This window comes from Nocardioides sp. LML1-1-1.1, assembly GCF_040676175.1.
Taxonomy (GTDB): domain Bacteria; phylum Actinomycetota; class Actinomycetes; order Propionibacteriales; family Nocardioidaceae; genus Nocardioides.
The window spans coordinates 166,711-183,598 of sequence record NZ_JBEGHK010000004.1 but is presented as its reverse complement, the minus strand read 5'-3'; the positions used below and the strand labels follow the sequence as shown (position 1 = coordinate 183,598).

Annotated in this window: 16 protein-coding genes; 11 read left to right on the top strand and 5 right to left on the bottom strand. The window is 74.0% G+C overall.

Translation table 11 applies throughout. The features are described 5' to 3' along the window. Positions 1 to 12: 12 nt before the first annotated feature. Entirely contained in the window at positions 13 to 615 is a 603-nt protein-coding gene (locus MRBLML1_RS16020) for a TetR-like C-terminal domain-containing protein (protein ID WP_364517693.1), read from the bottom strand. 192 nt (positions 616 to 807) lie between these two features. Here MRBLML1_RS16020 and ligA point away from each other — a divergent pair, with 192 nt between their 5' ends. Beyond that, positions 808 to 2,898 carry an NAD-dependent DNA ligase LigA gene (ligA, locus tag MRBLML1_RS16015; protein ID WP_364517691.1) on the top strand — a complete coding sequence of 697 codons (2,091 nt, stop codon included), beginning with the start codon at positions 808 to 810 and terminating at the stop codon, positions 2,896 to 2,898. Positions 2,899 to 2,902: 4 nt separating this feature from the next. Next, positions 2,903 to 3,913, top strand: a complete 1,011-nt coding sequence (locus tag MRBLML1_RS16010; RefSeq protein ID WP_364517689.1) for an alpha/beta hydrolase family protein — start codon at positions 2,903 to 2,905, stop codon at positions 3,911 to 3,913. Here MRBLML1_RS16010 and MRBLML1_RS16005 read toward each other — a convergent pair. After that, complete coding sequence (locus tag MRBLML1_RS16005; protein ID WP_364517687.1) at positions 3,903 to 4,340, bottom strand: hypothetical protein; 438 nt, start codon at positions 4,338 to 4,340, stop codon at positions 3,903 to 3,905. The genes MRBLML1_RS16010 and MRBLML1_RS16005 overlap by 11 nt on opposite strands. Before the next feature lie 43 nt (positions 4,341 to 4,383). Between MRBLML1_RS16005 and gatC the strand changes: the two genes are divergently transcribed. Genes gatC through gatB form a run of 3 tightly spaced genes read left to right on the top strand, consistent with a single transcriptional unit; the run spans position 4,384 to position 7,729 of the window. Beyond that, positions 4,384 to 4,683 (top strand): Asp-tRNA(Asn)/Glu-tRNA(Gln) amidotransferase subunit GatC, encoded by a 300-nt coding sequence (gene gatC, locus MRBLML1_RS16000; protein WP_364517685.1) that lies wholly within the window; start codon positions 4,384 to 4,386, stop codon positions 4,681 to 4,683. Further along, on the top strand, positions 4,680 to 6,239 hold the full coding sequence (gene gatA / locus MRBLML1_RS15995) for an Asp-tRNA(Asn)/Glu-tRNA(Gln) amidotransferase subunit GatA (protein WP_364517683.1): 1,560 nt from the start codon (positions 4,680 to 4,682) through the stop codon (positions 6,237 to 6,239). The genes gatC and gatA overlap by 4 nt, the downstream gene beginning before the upstream one ends. Then, positions 6,236 to 7,729: an Asp-tRNA(Asn)/Glu-tRNA(Gln) amidotransferase subunit GatB gene (gene gatB / locus MRBLML1_RS15990; protein WP_364517681.1), complete on the top strand. Its 1,494-nt coding sequence runs from the start codon at positions 6,236 to 6,238 to the stop codon at positions 7,727 to 7,729. The genes gatA and gatB overlap by 4 nt, the downstream gene beginning before the upstream one ends. Here the strand turns inward: gatB and MRBLML1_RS15985 are convergent. Beyond that, positions 7,726 to 8,274: a hypothetical protein gene (locus MRBLML1_RS15985; RefSeq protein ID WP_364517679.1), complete on the bottom strand. Its 549-nt coding sequence runs from the start codon at positions 8,272 to 8,274 to the stop codon at positions 7,726 to 7,728. The two genes, gatB and MRBLML1_RS15985, sit on opposite strands and share 4 nt — an antisense overlap. Before the next feature lie 78 nt (positions 8,275 to 8,352). Between MRBLML1_RS15985 and MRBLML1_RS15980 the strand changes: the two genes are divergently transcribed. The 6 genes from MRBLML1_RS15980 to MRBLML1_RS15955 all read left to right on the top strand — a co-directional run bounded on the left by MRBLML1_RS15980 (position 8,353) and on the right by MRBLML1_RS15955 (position 14,777). Next, positions 8,353 to 8,613: a hypothetical protein gene (locus MRBLML1_RS15980; RefSeq protein ID WP_364517677.1), complete on the top strand. Its 261-nt coding sequence runs from the start codon at positions 8,353 to 8,355 to the stop codon at positions 8,611 to 8,613. Between the two features lie 233 nt (positions 8,614 to 8,846). Further along, positions 8,847 to 10,379 carry a hypothetical protein gene (locus MRBLML1_RS15975; RefSeq protein ID WP_364517675.1) on the top strand — a complete coding sequence of 511 codons (1,533 nt, stop codon included), beginning with the start codon at positions 8,847 to 8,849 and terminating at the stop codon, positions 10,377 to 10,379. A 2-nt stretch (positions 10,380 to 10,381) separates the two neighbouring features. Continuing rightward, a complete protein-coding gene (locus MRBLML1_RS15970) occupies positions 10,382 to 11,269 on the top strand; it encodes a hypothetical protein (protein WP_364517673.1) in 888 nt (295 codons plus the stop codon). Between the two features lie 9 nt (positions 11,270 to 11,278). Beyond that, positions 11,279 to 12,382 carry an energy-coupling factor transporter transmembrane component T gene (locus MRBLML1_RS15965; RefSeq protein WP_364517671.1) on the top strand — a complete coding sequence of 368 codons (1,104 nt, stop codon included), beginning with the start codon at positions 11,279 to 11,281 and terminating at the stop codon, positions 12,380 to 12,382. Beyond that, entirely contained in the window at positions 12,379 to 13,974 is a 1,596-nt protein-coding gene (locus MRBLML1_RS15960) for an ABC transporter ATP-binding protein (RefSeq protein ID WP_414691259.1), read from the top strand. The genes MRBLML1_RS15965 and MRBLML1_RS15960 overlap by 4 nt, the downstream gene beginning before the upstream one ends. Beyond that, on the top strand, positions 13,971 to 14,777 hold the full coding sequence (locus MRBLML1_RS15955; RefSeq protein ID WP_364517667.1) for an ECF transporter S component: 807 nt from the start codon (positions 13,971 to 13,973) through the stop codon (positions 14,775 to 14,777). Before MRBLML1_RS15960 ends, MRBLML1_RS15955 begins: the two co-directional genes overlap by 4 nt. Here the strand turns inward: MRBLML1_RS15955 and MRBLML1_RS15950 are convergent. Then, a complete protein-coding gene (locus MRBLML1_RS15950) occupies positions 14,774 to 15,940 on the bottom strand; it encodes a PQQ-dependent sugar dehydrogenase (RefSeq protein WP_364517665.1) in 1,167 nt (388 codons plus the stop codon). The two genes, MRBLML1_RS15955 and MRBLML1_RS15950, sit on opposite strands and share 4 nt — an antisense overlap. Next, positions 15,937 to 16,872: an alpha/beta fold hydrolase gene (locus tag MRBLML1_RS15945; protein WP_364517663.1), complete on the bottom strand. Its 936-nt coding sequence runs from the start codon at positions 16,870 to 16,872 to the stop codon at positions 15,937 to 15,939. Before MRBLML1_RS15945 ends, MRBLML1_RS15950 begins: the two co-directional genes overlap by 4 nt. Positions 16,873 to 16,888 lie beyond the last annotated feature (16 nt).

Here is a 16,888-nt window from a genome sequence, read left to right as displayed (position 1 = left end):
GGGTGAGAAGGGTCAGCCGCGGGTGGCGGCCGGGAGGATGACCTGGTCGACGACACGGGCGATCAGGTCGGGGGTCGGCTGGTCGCCGAGGAGGAACATGCGGTGCAGCACGATGCCGGGCAGCGCCGCGGTGAGCAGGTCGAGGTCGACGTCGTCGCAGATCTCGCCGCGCGCGTGGGCACGCTCGTAGATCTCCCGCGCGACGGCGGCCTTGGGCGCGATGAAGCGCTCGCGGAAGCCGGCCGCGAACTCCGCGTCCCGGCCGATGGCGGTGATCACGCTGCCGAGCAGCGCGGTCTGGTGCTCGTCGGTGAGCCCGCCGGAGCCGCAGAACACCGCGAGCAGGTCGCCGCGCAGGCTCCCGGTGTCGGCGGGTACGGCGAGCGGGGTCTTCTGTGACATGAGGGCGTCGATGACGAGGGCGGCCTTGCCCTCCCACTTGCGGTAGAGCGTCGCCTTGGAGGCCTTGGCCTTCGCCGCGACGGCGTCCATGGTGAGCCGGTCGTAGCCGGACTCGATGAGCACGGCGATGGTGGCGTCGAGGATCTCCTGCTCGCGGTCGCCCTCCACGCGGGGACGGCTCGGCGCCTCACGGCGGCTGATGCGCGGGACCACGGGCACCTCCTGACGGAATTGGATGGAACGGAACGGTTTCGTTCCACGTAGATGGTACGGAACGGTTTCGTTCTGTCAAGCGCGCGACGATCCGGACCATTCCCGGACCGTCGGGGCCGAGCCTGCCGCGGACCACCGACACCCGGCCGCCGGAGGAGCGGGTGGTCGGTGGTGACCGGCAAGATGTCCTCCATGAGCCAGGCCGACCTCCCCGTCGTACCCCCCGCGGCCCGCGACGAGCACGCCACCCTCACCGACGAGGTGGAGCAGGCGCGGTGGCGCTACTACGTGCTCGACGACCCGACCCTCTCCGACGCCGACTTCGACGTCCGGATGCGGCGGCTGGAGGCCCTGGAGGAGGAGTTCCCCGAGCTCCGTACGCCGGACTCGCCCACCCAGAAGGTCGGCGGCGCCGTGTCCACCGAGTTCACCGCGGTCGACCACCTGCAGCGGATGGAGAGCCTCGACAACGCCTTCTCGAGCGAGGAGCTGGCGGCGTGGTATGCCCGGCTGGCCCGCGAGGGTGCCGGCGAGCCGCCGCTGCTGTGCGAGCTGAAGGTCGACGGCCTGGCGATCAACCTGCTCTACGAGAAGGGCCGCCTGGTCCGCGCGCTGACCCGCGGCGACGGGCGCACCGGCGAGGACGTGACGCCCAACGTCAAGACCATCGCGGCGGTGCCGCACCGGCTGACCCCCACCGACGAGTACGCCGTGCCGGACCTCGTCGAGGTGCGCGGCGAGGTGTTCCTGCCCGCCGAGGCGTTCGAGGCGCTCAACGTCTCGATGACCGAGGCCGGCAAGCCCGCCTTCGCCAACCCGCGCAACGCCGCCGCCGGGTCGTTGCGCCAGAAGGACCCGCGGGTGACCGCGACCCGCGCGCTCGGCATGGTGTGCCACGGCATCGGCGCGCGCGAGGGCTTCGAGCCGACCGCGCAGTCGCAGGCCTACGCCGCGCTGGCCGCGTGGGGGCTGCCGATCTCCGAGCAGGTCAGGGTGCTCGCCACGCTGGCCGAGGTGGAGGCCTACATCGAGAACGCCGGGAAGCACCGGCACACGATCGTGCCCTACGAGATCGACGGCGTCGTGGTGAAGGTCGACGACGTGGCGCTCCAGCGCCGGCTGGGCTCGACGAGCCGGGCGCCGCGCTGGGCGATCGCGTTCAAGTACCCGCCTGAGGAGGTCAACACCGAGCTGCTGGACATCGCGGTCAACGTCGGGCGCACCGGCCGGGTGACGCCGTACGGCGTGATGACCCCGGTCAAGGTCGCGGGCTCCACGGTCGAGAACGCCACGCTGCACAACTTCCACGAGGTCGAGCGCAAGGACGTCCGGCCCGGGGACACGGTGATCCTGCGCAAGGCCGGCGACGTGATCCCGGAGATCGTCGGCCCGGTGCGCGACCTGCGCCCCGACGGGCTCGCGCCGTGGGTGCCCCCGACGACCTGCCCCGCCTGCGGGACCGAGCTCGTCGAGCAGAAGGAGGGCGACAAGGACCGGCGCTGCCCCAACCACGAGAGGTGCCCCGGCCAGGTGCGCGAGCGGGTCTTCTTCGTCGCGAGCCGCAACGCCTTCGACATCGAGGGCCTCGGCTACGAGGCGGCGGTCGCCCTGCTGGAGGCGGGCGCGATCACCAACGAGGGCGACGTGTTCGACCTCGACGCCGGCAAGCTGCGCACGGCACCGCTGTTCACCCGGGCCGCAAAGAAGGACGAGGACGGCCCGCAGCTCAGCGCCAACGGGGAGAAGCTGCTCGCCAACCTCGACAGCCGCAAGCAGGTCCCGCTCTGGCGGGTGATCGTCGCGCTGTCGATCCGCCACACCGGCCCCAGCGCCTCCCGCGCGCTCGCCCAGGAGTTCGGCTCGATGGAGGCCATCCGGGCGGCCACCGAGGAGCAGCTGGCCGCCGCCGAGGGCGTGGGGCCGGTCATCGCGCGCGCCGTCATCGAGTGGTTCGAGGTCGACTGGCACGTGGCCATCGTCGAGAAGTGGGCCGCCGCGGGCGTCTCCATGGCCGACGCGCGCGACGAGTCCGTGGCCCGCACCCTGGAGGGCCTGACCGTCGTCGTGACCGGCTCGCTGGTGGACTTCTCCCGCGACTCTGCCAAGGAGGCGATCCTGTCCCGTGGCGGCAAGGCGGCCGGGTCGGTGTCGAAGAAGACCGACTACGTCGTGGTCGGCGACAACGCCGGCTCCAAGGCCGACAAGGCCGAGCAGCTCGGCGTTCCCGTGCTCGACGAGGACGGGTTCAAGGACCTGTTGGAGAACGGGCCGGCGGCGGGGTGAGTCGATGAGACGGGTGGTCGGGGCGGTCCTGCTGGCGCTGCTGCTCGGCGCCTGCAGCGCCACGACGCCGGAGGCGGACCCGCCCGCGCCCCGGCCCTCGGCCACGACGAGCCCGGCCACGTCGGCGAGCCCCTCGGCCGCCGCACCCGACCCGGTGTCGTTGGCCGCCCTCGCCGCCACGACCTACGACGGCGCCCGGCTCCGGCTCGGCGAGGAGGTGCTGCGGGGGCCGCGCCACCGGGAGTACCGGGTCACCTACCGCGGCGGCGGGCTGACCCTCTCCGGCCGGATCGCGGTGCCCGACGGCAAGGGCCCCTTCCCGGCGGTGGTGCTGGCCCACGGCTACATCGACCCGGCCGTCTACGTGAACGGCCAGGGGATGACCCGGGAGCGGGCCTGGTTCGGCGAGCACGGCTACGTCGCGCTGCACGTCGACTACCGCGGCCACGCGGAGTCGAGCCCGGACCGCAGCGGCGGCCTGGACATGCGGATGGGCTACACCGAGGACGTCGTCAACGCGGTGCTCGCGCTGCGCGCCTGGGACGGCCCGGTCGACGACGAACGGATCGCGCTGGTGGGGCGCTCGATGGGCGGCGGCGTCGTCCAGAACGCGTTGACGGTGCAGCCCGGGCTGGTCCGGGCCGGCGTGGCCTTCGCCTCGGTCAGCTCGGACGCGGCCGAGAACTTCGAGCACTTCATCCGCGGCGACGACGGCCGCGGCGTGGCCACCAGGGCGATCCTGCGTGCCCACGGCGAGCCGGCCGACCGGCCCGCGTTCTGGGCCGGGATCAGCGCCCGGAGCCGCTTCGACGACATCACCGAGCCGGTCCTGCTGCTGCACGGCACCGCCGACGACACCTGCCCGATCGCGTGGAGCCGGCAGACCGCCCGGCTGATGCGCCGGGCCGGGGTCGACGTCACGCTGCGCACCTACGCCGGCGAGGGGCACGCCTTCGGGCCGCGGTTCGAGGCGGCGATGGAGGAGACCGAGCGCTTCCTGCGCGTCAACCTCTGAGCTGGGAGAGCCAGGCCTCGGTCGCCTCGGTGCCGGCCAGGCGCACCACCTCGGCCTCCGGGTACGTCGCCGGGACAAGGTCCACCCACGCCAGGTCCGGCTCGGCGCCCTCCGCCCGGATCCGGCGGACGGTACGGCGCACCAGGCTGCGCAGCGTGCCCGGCTCCTCGCCCAGGACCACCACGACGACCTCGGCCCGGGGGAGCAGGACCGCCCGGTCGGCGTACTGCTCGGCGGTGCTGACCCACCCCTCGAAGGCGGCCAGCTGCTGCACCTCCGCTCGGCCGGCGAGCCCGTCGGCGGGGACGAGGGGGACGTCGAGGGCGGTGGCGAGGCGCGCCGCGAAGCCGTCGAGCAGGTCGGCGGGGCCGCCCGCGACGAGTGCGCGCTGCGGGATCCGCGGTGGCGAGGAGTCAGAGGCGTGCACCCGCCGGATTCTAGGGAGTGTCCCGAACCCTAAGATGAACGGCATGGCTCAGATCTCCCGCGACGAGGTGGCCCACCTGGCCGATCTCGCCCGGATCGACCTCGACGACGCCGAGCTGGACCACCTGGCTCCCCAGCTCAACGTGATCCTCGAGGCGGTCGCTTCGATCAGTGGGGTGGCCGGCGACGACGTGCCGCCGACCTCCCACCCGATCCCGCTCACCAACGTCTTCCGTGAGGACGTCGTGGTGCCCGGGCTGAGCGCCGAGCAGGCGCTCTCCGGCGCCCCGGAGGCCGAGGCGCAGCGCTTCCGGGTGCCGCGGATCCTGGGGGAGGAGCAGTGAGCGAGATCATCACGAAGACCGCCGCCGAGCTCGCCGACGCGCTGGCCGCCGGCGAGACCACCTCGGTCGAGCTGACCCAGGTCCACCTCGACCGGATCGCCGCCGTCGACGGCAGCGCCGAGTCCGGCGTGCACGCCTTCCTGCACGTCGACGCCGAGGGTGCGCTCGCCCAGGCGGCCGAGTCCGACGCGCGCCGGGCCGCCGGGGAGACCCGCCACCTGCTCGACGGCGTGCCGATCGCCGTCAAGGACGTGCTGGCCACCCAGGGCCTGCCCACGACGTGCGGCTCGAAGATCCTCGAGGGCTGGGTGCCGCCGTACGACGCGACCGTGGTCCGCAAGATCAAGGCCGCCGGCCTCCCGATCCTCGGCAAGACCAACATGGACGAGTTCGCCATGGGCTCCTCGACCGAGCACTCGGCCTACGGCCCGACCCGCAACCCGTGGGACCGGACCCGGATCCCGGGCGGCTCCGGCGGCGGGTCGGCCGCGGCCGTGGCGTCCTTCGAGGCGCCGCTGGCCCTGGGCACCGACACCGGCGGCTCGATCCGCCAGCCCGGCGCCGTCACCGGCACCGTGGGCGTGAAGCCGACCTACGGCGGGGTCTCCCGCTACGGCCTGGTCGCCCTCGCCAACAGCCTGGACCAGGTCGGCCCGGTCACCCGGACCGTGCTCGACTCCGCGCTCCTGCACGAGCTGATCGGCGGGCACGACCCGCTGGACTCGACCTCGGTCGACGCACCGGTCGGCGCCTACGTGCAGGCCGCCCAGCAGGGCGCGACCGGCGACCTGGCCGGCCTCAAGGTGGGCGTCATCAAGGAGCTGGCCGGCGACCCTTCGACAGGCTCAGGGGGGCCCGGCTGGCAGCAGGGCGTGCTGTCCCGCTTCGCCGAGACCGTCGACCTGCTGAAGGAGCTGGGCGCGGAGGTCACCGAGATCTCCTGCCCGACCTTCGTGCACGCGATGGCGACCTACTACCTCATCCTGCCGGCGGAGTGCTCCTCCAACCTCGCCAAGTTCGACGCCATGCGCTACGGCCTGCGCGTCGTCCCGGAGGGCGACCCGAGCGCCGAGGCGGTCATGAAGGCGACCCGCGACGCCGGCTTCGGCGACGAGGTCAAGCGCCGGATCATGATCGGCACCTACGCCCTGTCCAGCGGCTACTACGACGCCTACTACGGCCAGGCGCAGAAGGTCCGCACGCTGATCTCGCGCGACTTCGCCGCCGCCTTCGAGCAGGTCGACGTGCTGGTCTCGCCGACCTCGCCGACCACGGCGTTCCCGCTGGGGGAGAAGCTCGACGACCCGCTGGCGATGTACCTGCAGGACCTGGCCACCATCCCGGCCAACCTCGCCGGCGTCCCCGGCATCTCGGTCCCGGCCGGCCTCGCCGACGAGGACGGCCTCCCGGTCGGCTTCCAGGTGTTGGCCCCGGCGCTGGCCGACGACCGGCTCTACCGGGTGGGCGCGGCCGTCGAGACCGCCCTGACCGCCCGCTGGGGCGGCCCCATCCTCGGCCTCGACAAGCTCGACCTCCAGGAAGAAGGTGCGCGATGAGCGACGTGCTGGTCGACTTCGACGACGTCGTGGCAGCGTACGACCCGGCGCTGGGTCTGGAGATCCACGTCGAGCTGAACACCAACACCAAGATGTTCTGCGGCTGCCCGGCGACCTTCGGCGGCGAGCCCAACACGCAGGTCTGCCCGACCTGCCTGGGTCTCCCGGGCGCGATGCCGGTCGTCAACGGCAAGGCCGTGGAGTCGGCGATCCGGATCGGCCTCGCGCTCAACTGCGAGATCGCCGAGTGGTGCCGCTTCGCCCGGAAGAACTACTTCTACCCGGACATGCCGAAGAACTTCCAGACCTCGCAGTACGACGAGCCGATCGCCTTCGAGGGCTGGCTCGACGTCGAGGTGGAGGGCGAGACCTTCCGCATCGACATCGAGCGCGCCCACATGGAGGAGGACACCGGCAAGTCGAGCCACGTCGGTGGTTCGGACGGCCGGATCCACGGCGCCGACTACTCGCTGGTCGACTACAACCGGGCCGGCATCCCCCTGATCGAGATCGTCACCAAGCCGATCCTCGGCGCGGGGGCGAAGGCGCCGCTGGTCGCGAAGGCCTACGTCTCGGCGATCCGGGACCTGATCGTCGCGCTCGGTGTCTCCGACGCGCGGATGGACCAGGGCTCCATCCGTGCCGACGTCAACCTGTCGCTGGCCCCGAAGGGCTCGGACGCGCTCGGCACCCGCTCGGAGACCAAGAACGTCAACTCGCTGCGCTCGGTCGAGCGCGCCGTGCGCTACGAGATGTCACGGCACGCGGGCATCCTCGACGCCGGTGGCTCGGTGCTCCAGGAGACCCGGCACTTCCACGAGAACGACGGCTCGACGTCCTCGGGCCGGGAGAAGTCCGACGCCGAGGACTACCGCTACTTCCCCGAGCCGGACCTGGTGCCGGTCGCTCCCAGCCGGGAGTGGGTCGAGGAGCTGCGCGCCACGCTGCCGGAGAACCCCGCGACGAAGCGCGCGCGCCTGCAGGAGGAGTACGCCTTCTCCGACCTGGAGATGCGCGACGTCTGGGCCTCCGGTGCGCTGCCCCTCATCGAGGCGACCGTCGCCGCCGGCGCCGCCCCGCAGTCGGCCCGCAAGTGGTGGGTCGCCGACCTGCTGCGCCGGGCCAACGACGCGGGCGTCGAGCTGGCCGAGGTCGGTGTCACGCCGCAGCAGGTGGCCGAGGTGCAGGCGCTGGTGGATGCGAAGACCATCAACGACAAGCTCGCCCGCCAGGTGTTCGACGGCCTCATCGCCGGCGAGGGCAGCGCCGCCGAGGTCATCGAGAAGCGCGGACTGGCCCTGGTCTCCGACGACGGCCCGCTGCTGGCGGCCATCGACGAGGCGCTCGCCGCGCAGCCGGACATCGCCGACAAGATCCGGGGTGGCAACCACGCCGCCGCGGGGGCGGTCATCGGCGCGGTCATGAAGGCCACCCGCGGCCAGGCCGACGCGGCCCGGGTGCGGGAGCTGATCCTGGAGAAGCTCTCCTAGGCGGTCCTGCGCAGCGCGGTCACCGAGATCCAGCCACGGTTGCCGTTCGTGGTCTCCACCGCCACCCAGGTGCGGTTGCCACCGACGGACTGACCCCGCCGGGCCACCCAGCGGCTGAGCACCTCGGTGCCGCGCGGCAGCGAGCCGATCTTGGCGTCCCGGGTGCTCGGCCCGCGGCGGATGTTCGTGCCCGTGCGGGTCTCGTAGGCCCACTGGCCGCCGGTGCAGGCGACCGGCGCGCGGCCGATGTTCTGCACGTAGCGGGCGGCGATCCAGGCGTCGCGGCCGTGGATCTTGTACCAGCGCTGGTTGCCCCCGACGACGGTGCCGTTGAGCTGGCAGTCGAGCGTGACGACCGTGCCCTTGCGGATGCCCGCGCCCGTCGTACCGACGTGGGTGGAGGGGGCCGTGCGCTGGACGACGCCGCCGGTGGCGACCACCCGGCCCTGGTACGCCGGCGCGGCGGGTGCCGGCGCGGCGCCGGCGACGAGCGTTGCCGCGGCGACGAGGCCGGCGGCGGTGAGCGAGGCGAGGTGACGGTTCATGGGTCTGCCTTCCGAGAGTGGTTGCTTGCCTGGACAGACGCTGTGTTTCGGCAGAAAGTTGCGGGCCATCATCGAGACGTGAAGCGTCGCCTGCTGCTCGTCCTCGGCCTGGTCGCCGTGCTGCCCCTGGTCGCCGTCGACCCGGCGCTCGCGTTCCTGGTCCTCGACGCCGAGCTGCTCACGCTGCTGGGCAGCGTCGGTCTCACGATGACCGCCGCCGACGTACGGCTGGCGCTGACCCGGCTCACCGGCGCCCTCACCACCAGCGTCCCGGTGCTGGAGCTGCGGGCCGGCTGGCGGCTCACCCGCGAGGAGCCGCGCTCGCTGCTGACGGCCTGATCCGCCGGGGATGGGGCCGAGAGCGCGCGCGAAAGGTACGCTGCGCTCGATAACCCACCATGCGCCCGTCGCGGGGGAAGCCGGTCGAAGTCCGGCGCTGACCCGCAACCGTAGGCCACCTCGGGGTGGCGAGCCGGAGCACCTGCCGCGGACGTCCTGACACCACGCTGTCGTGGAATCGCAGCGGTCGACGGCCTCGCCGGCGCCCGCTGCCTGCAGCGGGAAGGAAACCCATGTCGATCCGTACGCGCGCCGGCGCCCTGCTGGCCGGGGGAGCGCTCGTCGCCTCCGGCCTCACCCTCGCCGGCCCCACGCCGGGGGCGCACGCCGCCGACGTCCCGTCCCCGGAGGCCAAGGCCGCCGCCACCTGGCTGAAGGCGCAGCTCACCGAGGCCGGGGTCTTCGGCGCCGACGCCTCGAGCGTGTCCGCCACCCTCGACTTCGGTACGGCGCTCGCCCGCACCGGTGTCGACGCGAGCCTGCTCACCCAGGTCACCACCGGCGTCGACGGCGCCCTTGCCGACTTCATCGGCACCGAGGGCGACACGTCCAAGAGCGGCCGGGTCGCGAAGGCCGCCGCGTTCTACGCCGAGGCCGCGAACCCGAAGGACGCCGGCACCGATCACGTCGACCTGATCGCGCGGCTCGAGGGCGTCGTGGAGCCGTCCGGCCGGCTGACCCCGTCGTGGGGCGACGCCGACTACTTCGGCCAGTCCTCGGCCGTCCTCGCCCTGGAGATCGCCGGCAGCGGCGAGACCCAGGCCGCGACCGACTTCCTGGTCGGCGGCCAGTGCGCGAACGGCGGGTGGGGCTACTTCGACACCTCCACCACTCCGGCGACCTGTGTCCCCGACGTCGACACCACCTCGCTCGCGGTCGCGGCGCTGGCCTCGCAGGAGGCCGCCGCCTCGCAGACGGCGGTGGACAAGGGCACGGCGTGGCTCGTGAGCCAGCAGGCGGCGGACGGCTCGCTCGGCCTCAGCGACTTCCTGCCCTACAATTCCAACTCGACCGGGCTCGCCGCGTGGGCGCTCGGCGAAGCCGGCGAGACCGCCGCTGCCGCCAGGGCCGCGGCCTGGGTGGCGAGCCGCCAGCTGACGAAGCTCGCGGGCTGCACCTCCGTCCTCGACCCCGAGGCCGGAGCCATCGCCTACGACGCCACGGCCATCGCCGATGCCCGCGCCGACCGCGAGATCGCGGCCGCCGACCGGCCGACCTGGATCCTCGCCAGCGCCCAGGCGCTCGCCGGCCTCGCCTACCTGAGCAACCCCGTGGCGGGCCGGGTCTACGGCCCGACGGGCTACGTCCGTGCCGGCACCACCGTGACCGTCCGGTCGACCGGCCTGCGCGCCGGCCAGCCGGCCTGCCTCGCCGGCTTCGGCAACGCCCGCGCGATCGCCGGTCCCGGCTACGCGAAGGTCACGCTGCCGGCCGCGACCGGCAACCGCGTGCTCGCGCTGCGCTGGACCGGCGGCGGCGTCACCACGACCATCAAGACCCTGGGCGCGAAGACCTTCCGTCCGAAGGTGCGCAGCACCCGGGTCAAGCGTGGCGGCCTGCAGGTCGTCACGGTCACCGGCCTCGCCCCGGCCGAGCGCTTCACCGTCCGGTACGCCGGCCGCGCGATCCGCACCGCCACGGCGACCTCGACCGGCGTGGCCCGGGTGAGCTTCCGGGTCGGCCGGGTCAAGGGCCTCAAGAGCGTGGTCGTGCTCGGCCAGTTCTCCGACCGGCGCGGCACGACCACCTTCCGGGTGGTGCGCTGACCGTGCGGGTCACCGGCCTTCTCGGACCGGTCGTCGCGAGTGCGTTCGCGGCGGCCGGGCTGGTGTTCCTGCCTGCCTCACCGGCCGCCGCCGCGGCCGGTGCCTGCCCGGGCGCGACCGGGGTGACGGTGGTCGTCGACTTCAACGAGCTGCCGGCGGGCTCGGAGATCCAGGTCGGCTGCGACAGCAAGCCCGGTGCCCGGGCGGTCGACAACTTCGCCAACGCCGGGTTCGCGCTCACCCCGCGGGCGACCGACCCCGGCTTCACCTGCCAGATCAACGGCCAGCCGGCGGACCGAGACTGCGCGGCCACCGACGCCTTCTGGAGCCTGTGGGTCTCCGACGGCAAGACCGGGAAGTGGACCTTCGCCACCCGGGGCGTGACCAGCCTGCGGGTGCCGACCGGTGGCTACGTCGCCTTCGCGTGGCACGAGGGAGCGGGCAAGGCGGCCCCGCCGGACGCCGTACCGACCCCGCGGGTGCCGAAGGCGACGCCCACCACGTCCGGTGCGCCGAGCACCCAGGCGACCCAGGGCACCAAGGGCGGGGGCACGAAGGGCGGGCCGGGGCGGACCCCGACCGCGACGCCGTCCGCGACCCCGAGCGGCACGGTGACGTCCAGCGCGACGCCGACCTCCACCCCGACCAGCGCGACCTCCGCCGCACCGACGACCACGGCACCGACCACGCCGACCACGCCGACCACACCGACCACGGCGACCAGCAGCGCGCTGCCGGGCGTCGAGGACATCACCGCGGGCCCGGAGACCGACCGCGCGCACACCGGCGACGACGACTCCTCGCTGGGCACCTGGCTCGGCGTCGGGGCGGGCGTGGGCGTGCTCGGCGCGGCGGGCGCCGTCCCGCTGATCCGGCGCCGGCTGGGCTGACGCACGGCGATGAGGATCCCGCGGGACCTGCATCCCGTCGCCTGGTGGACCTGGGCGCTGGGACTGGCGGTCGGCACGTCGTTCACGACGAACCCGTTCCTCCTCGCGCTCCTGCTCGGCGCCATCACGCTGACGGTCCTCACCTGCCGCTCGGACCAGCCGTGGGCTCGCTCGTTCCGGCTCTACGTGTGGCTCGGCGTGGTGCTGGTGGTGGTCCGGATCGGGTTCCGCGTGCTGCTGGGCGGCGACGTCCCCGGGCACGTGCTCTTCACGCTGCCCTCGGTCGCGCTGCCCGACTGGGTGGCGGGCATCGACCTGCTCGGCCCGTTCACCCGCGAGGAGCTGCTCGCGGCGACCTACGAGGGGCTGCGGCTCTCCACCCTGGTCATCGCCGTCGGTGCCGCCAACGCGCTGGCCAACCCGAAGCGGCTGATGAAGTCGCTGCCGCCCGCCCTCTACGAGATCGGCACGGCGATGACGGTCGCCATCAACGTCCTGCCGCAGCTCGCCGACAGCGCCGCCCGGGTGCGCGCGGCGCAGCAGCTGCGCGGGGGAGCCGAGGGCCGGGTCCGTGGCCTGCGCCGGCTCCTGGTGCCGGTGCTGGAGGACGCCTTCGAGCGCTCGCTCGCCCTGGCGGCGGGGATGGACGCCCGGGGCTACGGCCGCAGCGGGGCCGCGACGCCCGCCCAGCGGCGCACCACCGGCGCGCTGATGGTGGCGGGGCTGCTCGGCGTCGTGGTCGGCGTCTACGCCTTCCTCGACGCCTCCGCGCCGCAGGTGCTCGCGCTGCCGATGCTGCTCGGGGGGACGCTCGTCGCGCTCGCGGGCTTCGTCTCGGCCGGGCGCCGGGTGGAGCGGACCCGCTACCGGCCCGACCGCTGGCGACCGGCCGAGGTCGTCGTGGCGCTCTCCGGGATCGCGACGGGTGCCGGCCTGTGGGCCGTCCAGCGCTGGGACGTCGACGTCGCGCACCCGGGCGTGCTCGGCGTACCGGCGCTGTCGCCGTTGGCGGTGGTCGCCGTCCTGGTCGCGGTGCTGCCGGTCTGGGTGGCCCCGCCGCCGCTCACCGCGCACAGCCGGGAGCGCAGCCGGGAGGCGGTGAGCGTGGCGTGATGGAGCTGCGCGACGTCCGGTTCGCCTACGACGAGCACGGCACTCCGGTCCTCGACGGCGTCGACCTCACCCTCGAGCCCGGTGAGCTGGTCGTGCTCGCCGGCCCGACCGGCGTCGGCAAGTCCACCCTGCTCGGCGTCGTCGCCGGGCTGGTCCCCGGCTTCAGCGGCGGCGTGCTGAGCGGCGAGGTGCTGCTCGACGGCACCAGCGTGATCGGGCTCCCGGCGCGCGAGCGCGCCCACGCCGTGGGCTTCGTCGGGCAGAACCCGTCCGCGTGGTTCGTCACCGACACGGTCGAGGAGGAGCTGGCCTTCGGCATGGAGCAGCTCGGCCTGGCGCCGGCGACCATGCGCCGCCGGGTGGAGGAGACCCTCGACCTGCTGGGCATCGCCGAGCTGCGGCACCGCGACCTGCGCACCCTGTCCGGCGGCCAGCAGCAGCGGGTCGCGATCGGGGCCGTGCTCACCACGCACCCGCGGCTGCTCGTGCTCGACGAGCCGACCTCCGCGCTCGACCCGACCGCCGCGGAGGACGTGCTGGCCACCCTCACCCGGCTGGTGCACGACCTCGACGTCTCCGTGCTGCTCGCCGAGCACCGGCTGGAGCGGGTCGTGCCGTTCGCCGACCGGCTCTGCGTGCTGGAGGCGGGCGGCCGGCTGCGGGTGGGCGACCCGGCCGAGGTGCTGCGCGACGCCCCGACCGCACCGCCGCTCGTCGAGCTCGGCCGCCTCGCCGGCTGGGAACCGTTGCCGCTGACCGTGCGCGACGCCCGCCGTCTCGCGCCGGCCGTGCGCGAGCGGCTGCCGGAGCCGCCGGAGCGTCCGCTCCCGCGGGCCGCGGAGCCCGTGGTCGACGTACGACGCCTGGTGGTCAGCCACGGCCGCACACCCGTGCTCCGCGAGGTCGACCTGAGCCTGCGGCCCGGCACCGTCACCGCGCTGATGGGCCGCAACGGCGCGGGCAAGTCGACCCTGCTGTGGGCGCTCCAGGGCCGCTACGGCGCGGCGAGCGGCACGGTCCGGGTGGCCGGCCACGACCCGGCCGGCCTGCGGCCCGAGCAGCGCCGCGCGACCACCGGTCTGGTGCCGCAGAGCCCGGCGGACCTGCTCTACCTGGAGACCGTCACGGAGGAGTGCGCCGCCGCGGACCGGTCCGCCGAGGCCGCCGACGGCACGTGTCGCGCCCTGCTCGGCCGGCTCGCGCCCGGCATCGACGACGACCAGCACCCGCGGGACCTGTCCGAGGGCCAGCGGCTCGCGCTGGCGGTCGCCATCGTGCTCACCGCCCGACCGCCGGTGCTGCTGCTCGACGAGCCGACCCGCGGGCTCGACTACCCCGCCAAGCACGCCCTCGCGGAGGTCGTGCGCGACCTGGCCGCCGAGCGGACGGTGCTGGTGGCGACCCACGACGTGGAGTTCGTGGCGCAGGTGGCCGACGAGCTCGTCGTGCTGGCGGAGGGGGAGGTGGTCTCGCACGGCCCGGTCGCCGCCGCGGTCGCCGAGTCCCCGGCCTTCGCCCCGCAGGTCACCAAGGTGCTCGGGCCCGGCTGGCTCACCGTCGCCGAGGTCGCGGCCGCGCTGGAGGACTCATGAGGGACGGCGTCGCGGTCCCGCTCGCCGCGCGCTCACGCGTCGTCCTGGTCCTCACCTCGGTCATCGGCCTGCTCATGCTGGCCTGGCCGCTGCTGCTCGACATCGACCCGAGCGCCGAGCGCGTCGACCCGCCGTTCCTCTTCCTCGCCCTGCTCCCGTTGCTGCTCGCCGTCGTCGCCGCGGAGCTGAGCGAGGGCGGGATGGACGCCCGGGTGCTCGCCCTGCTCGGCGTGCTCAGCGCGGTCAACGCCGTGCTCCGCCTCCTCAGCGCCGGTACGGCGGGCCTGGAGCTCGTCTTCTTCCTGCTGATCCTCGGCGGGCGGGTGTTCGGTGCGGGCTTCGGCTTCGTGCTCGGCTGCACCTCGCTGTTCGCCTCCGCGCTGATGACCGCCGGCGCCGGCCCGTGGCTGCCCTTCCAGATGCTCGTCGCCGGCTGGGTCGGGATGGGTGCCGGGCTGCTGCCGCGGCGCTTCACCGGGCGGGCGGAGATCGTGCTGCTGGCGGCGTACGGCGTGCTGTCGGCGTACCTCTACGGCCTGCTGATGAACCTCCAGGGCTGGCCGTTCATCGCCGGCGTGCAGGTGCCGGGGCAGGACTCGACCGCGGTGTCCTACGCCCCGGGCGCCCCGGTGCTGGAGAACCTGCACCACTTCCTGGTCTACACGGTGCTCACCTCGACCGGCGGCTGGGACACCGGCCGGGCGATCACCAACGCGCTCGCCATCGCCCTGCTCGGCCCGGCGGTGCTGACCACGCTGCGCCGGGCGTCGCGGCGGGCGCGGATCACCCGCACGCCCGCCTAGGGGTCGATCAGCAGGATCCGGTCGTCGTCCGCGGCGGCCTCACCGCGTCCGTCCTTGTTGCTGGTGGCCAGCCAGAGCCGGCCGTCGGGGGCGGCGACCACGGTGCGCAGGCGACCGTAGCCGTCGTCGTCCGTGCCGGTGAAGTACGCCGTCGGGTCGCTCACCTGGCCACCGGCGACCTTGACCCGCCACAGCCGCTCGCCACGCAGCGCGGCCATCCAGAGGTAGCCGCCGGCGTAGGCGAGGCCGGAGGGGGAGGCCTCGGAGGTCTTCCAGGTCAGCTGTGGGGGAGTGAACCGCTTCGGGCCGCCGAAGCCCTCCACGACCGGCCAGCCGTAGTCCTCGCCGGGCAGGATGCGGTTGAGCTCGTCGGCCTTCTTGTCGCCGAGCTCGGTGGCCCACAGCGAGCCGTCGGGGTCGAAGGCCAGGCCCTGCACGTTGCGGTGGCCCCACGACCAGACCAGCGTGCCGAAGGGGTTGTCGGGGGCCGGCCGGCCATCGGTGGTGATCCGCAGGATCTTGCCGGCCAGGGACTTCCTGTCGCGCGCGAGCTGGTCGTCGCCGGTCTCGCCGGTGGAGACGTACAGGTAGCCGTCGGGACCGAAGGCCATCCGGCCGCCGTCGTGGCGCAGCCCGGCCGGGATGCCGGTGAGGACCGGCTGCGGCTTGCCGAGGCTCGTGCCCTCGAGACGGGCGCGCACCACCCGGTTGTCCTTCGCGGTGCTGACGTAGAAGTAGAGCAACCCGTCGCTGGCGAAGCCGGGAGAGACGGCGACGCCGAGCAGGCCGGCCTCGCCCTGGGGCGCGGCCTGGGGGATGCGCCCGAGCTCGACGACCTTCCCCTGCTCCTTCGACGTGCCGTCGGTCAGCTCGGGCGCGGTCACGTGGAGCACCCGCGCGGAGTCGCGCTCGGTGACGATCGCGCTGCCGTCGGGCAGGAAGTCGATGCCCCACGGGGTGGCCAGGCCGGTGGCGATCGTCGCCACCACGTCCGGTACGCCGTCGATGACGACCGTGCTCGCGCCGTCGGCCGAGCCCTGGGTGGGCGCGGAGGTGCCGGCCACCTCGACGTCCGACTCGTTGCCGCCCTGGCCGCACCCGGCGGCCAGCAGCCCGAGGACGAGCAGCCCGGGAGCCAGTGCAGCCGCCGAGCGGCGCGTCATCCGATGCCCTCGAGGAAGCCCAGCAGCAGCTGGTGCACCGTCTCTGGCTGCTCCAGCTGGACGAAGTGCGAGCCGCGCAGCTCGACGTACTCGGAGGGGACGCCGCGCTCGGCGAGCCGGCGCGAGGCGCTGGCCATGTCGCGCGCGCCCGCCAGGACGTCGTACGTCGCGGCGACGAAGAGCGTCGGCACGTCGATCTTGCTCAGCCGCACCCGGGCGTGGCGTGAGGTGGCGATGGCGAGCCGGGCGTACCAGTCGACCGGGGTGGTGACGAACTCCTGCAGGCCGAGCGCGGCCGCCTCGGGGTCCGGCACCGGGAACATGAAGCCGGTGCGGCCGAGCAGCCGGACCGTCCGCGGGCCCATCGGCAGCCGCCGCGCGATCGGGTTGGCGATGACGCCGGCGTGCGCGGCGACCCGGCAGGCGTTGACGGTGATCGTGCGCGCCACGAGGCGGGGCAGGTGGAGGGGCGCGAGCATGGTGGCGAAGGTGTCGCCGGGCACGCCGCACATGGCGAAGATGCCGCGGACCCGTTCGGGGTGGCGGTAGGCCAGCTCGAAGGCGGTGTTGACGCCCATCGACCAGCCCATCAGCACGGCGTGGTCGATCCCGAAGTGGTCCATGACCGAGAGACCGTCCTGCACGAAGTGCTCGATCTCGACGTGCCTGCGGTCGCGGGGACGCTCGGAGCCGCCGACACCGCGGTGGTTCCAGGAGACGACCCGGACCCCGCAGTCGGGGTCCAGCAGCCAGGGCCACAGGTAGGGGTTGGTGCCGAGGCCGTTGCACAGCACGACGGTCGGACCGTCGATCACCCCGTCGGGGTCGTTCGTCCAGGCCCGGACGTGGGTGCCGTCGTCGGACAGGATGTCGCGGAAGGCGAGCGACGCCGACCGGACGACCTGTTCGGGGCGGGGAGCAGAGGTCGCCATGCCCCGATTCTGCCCG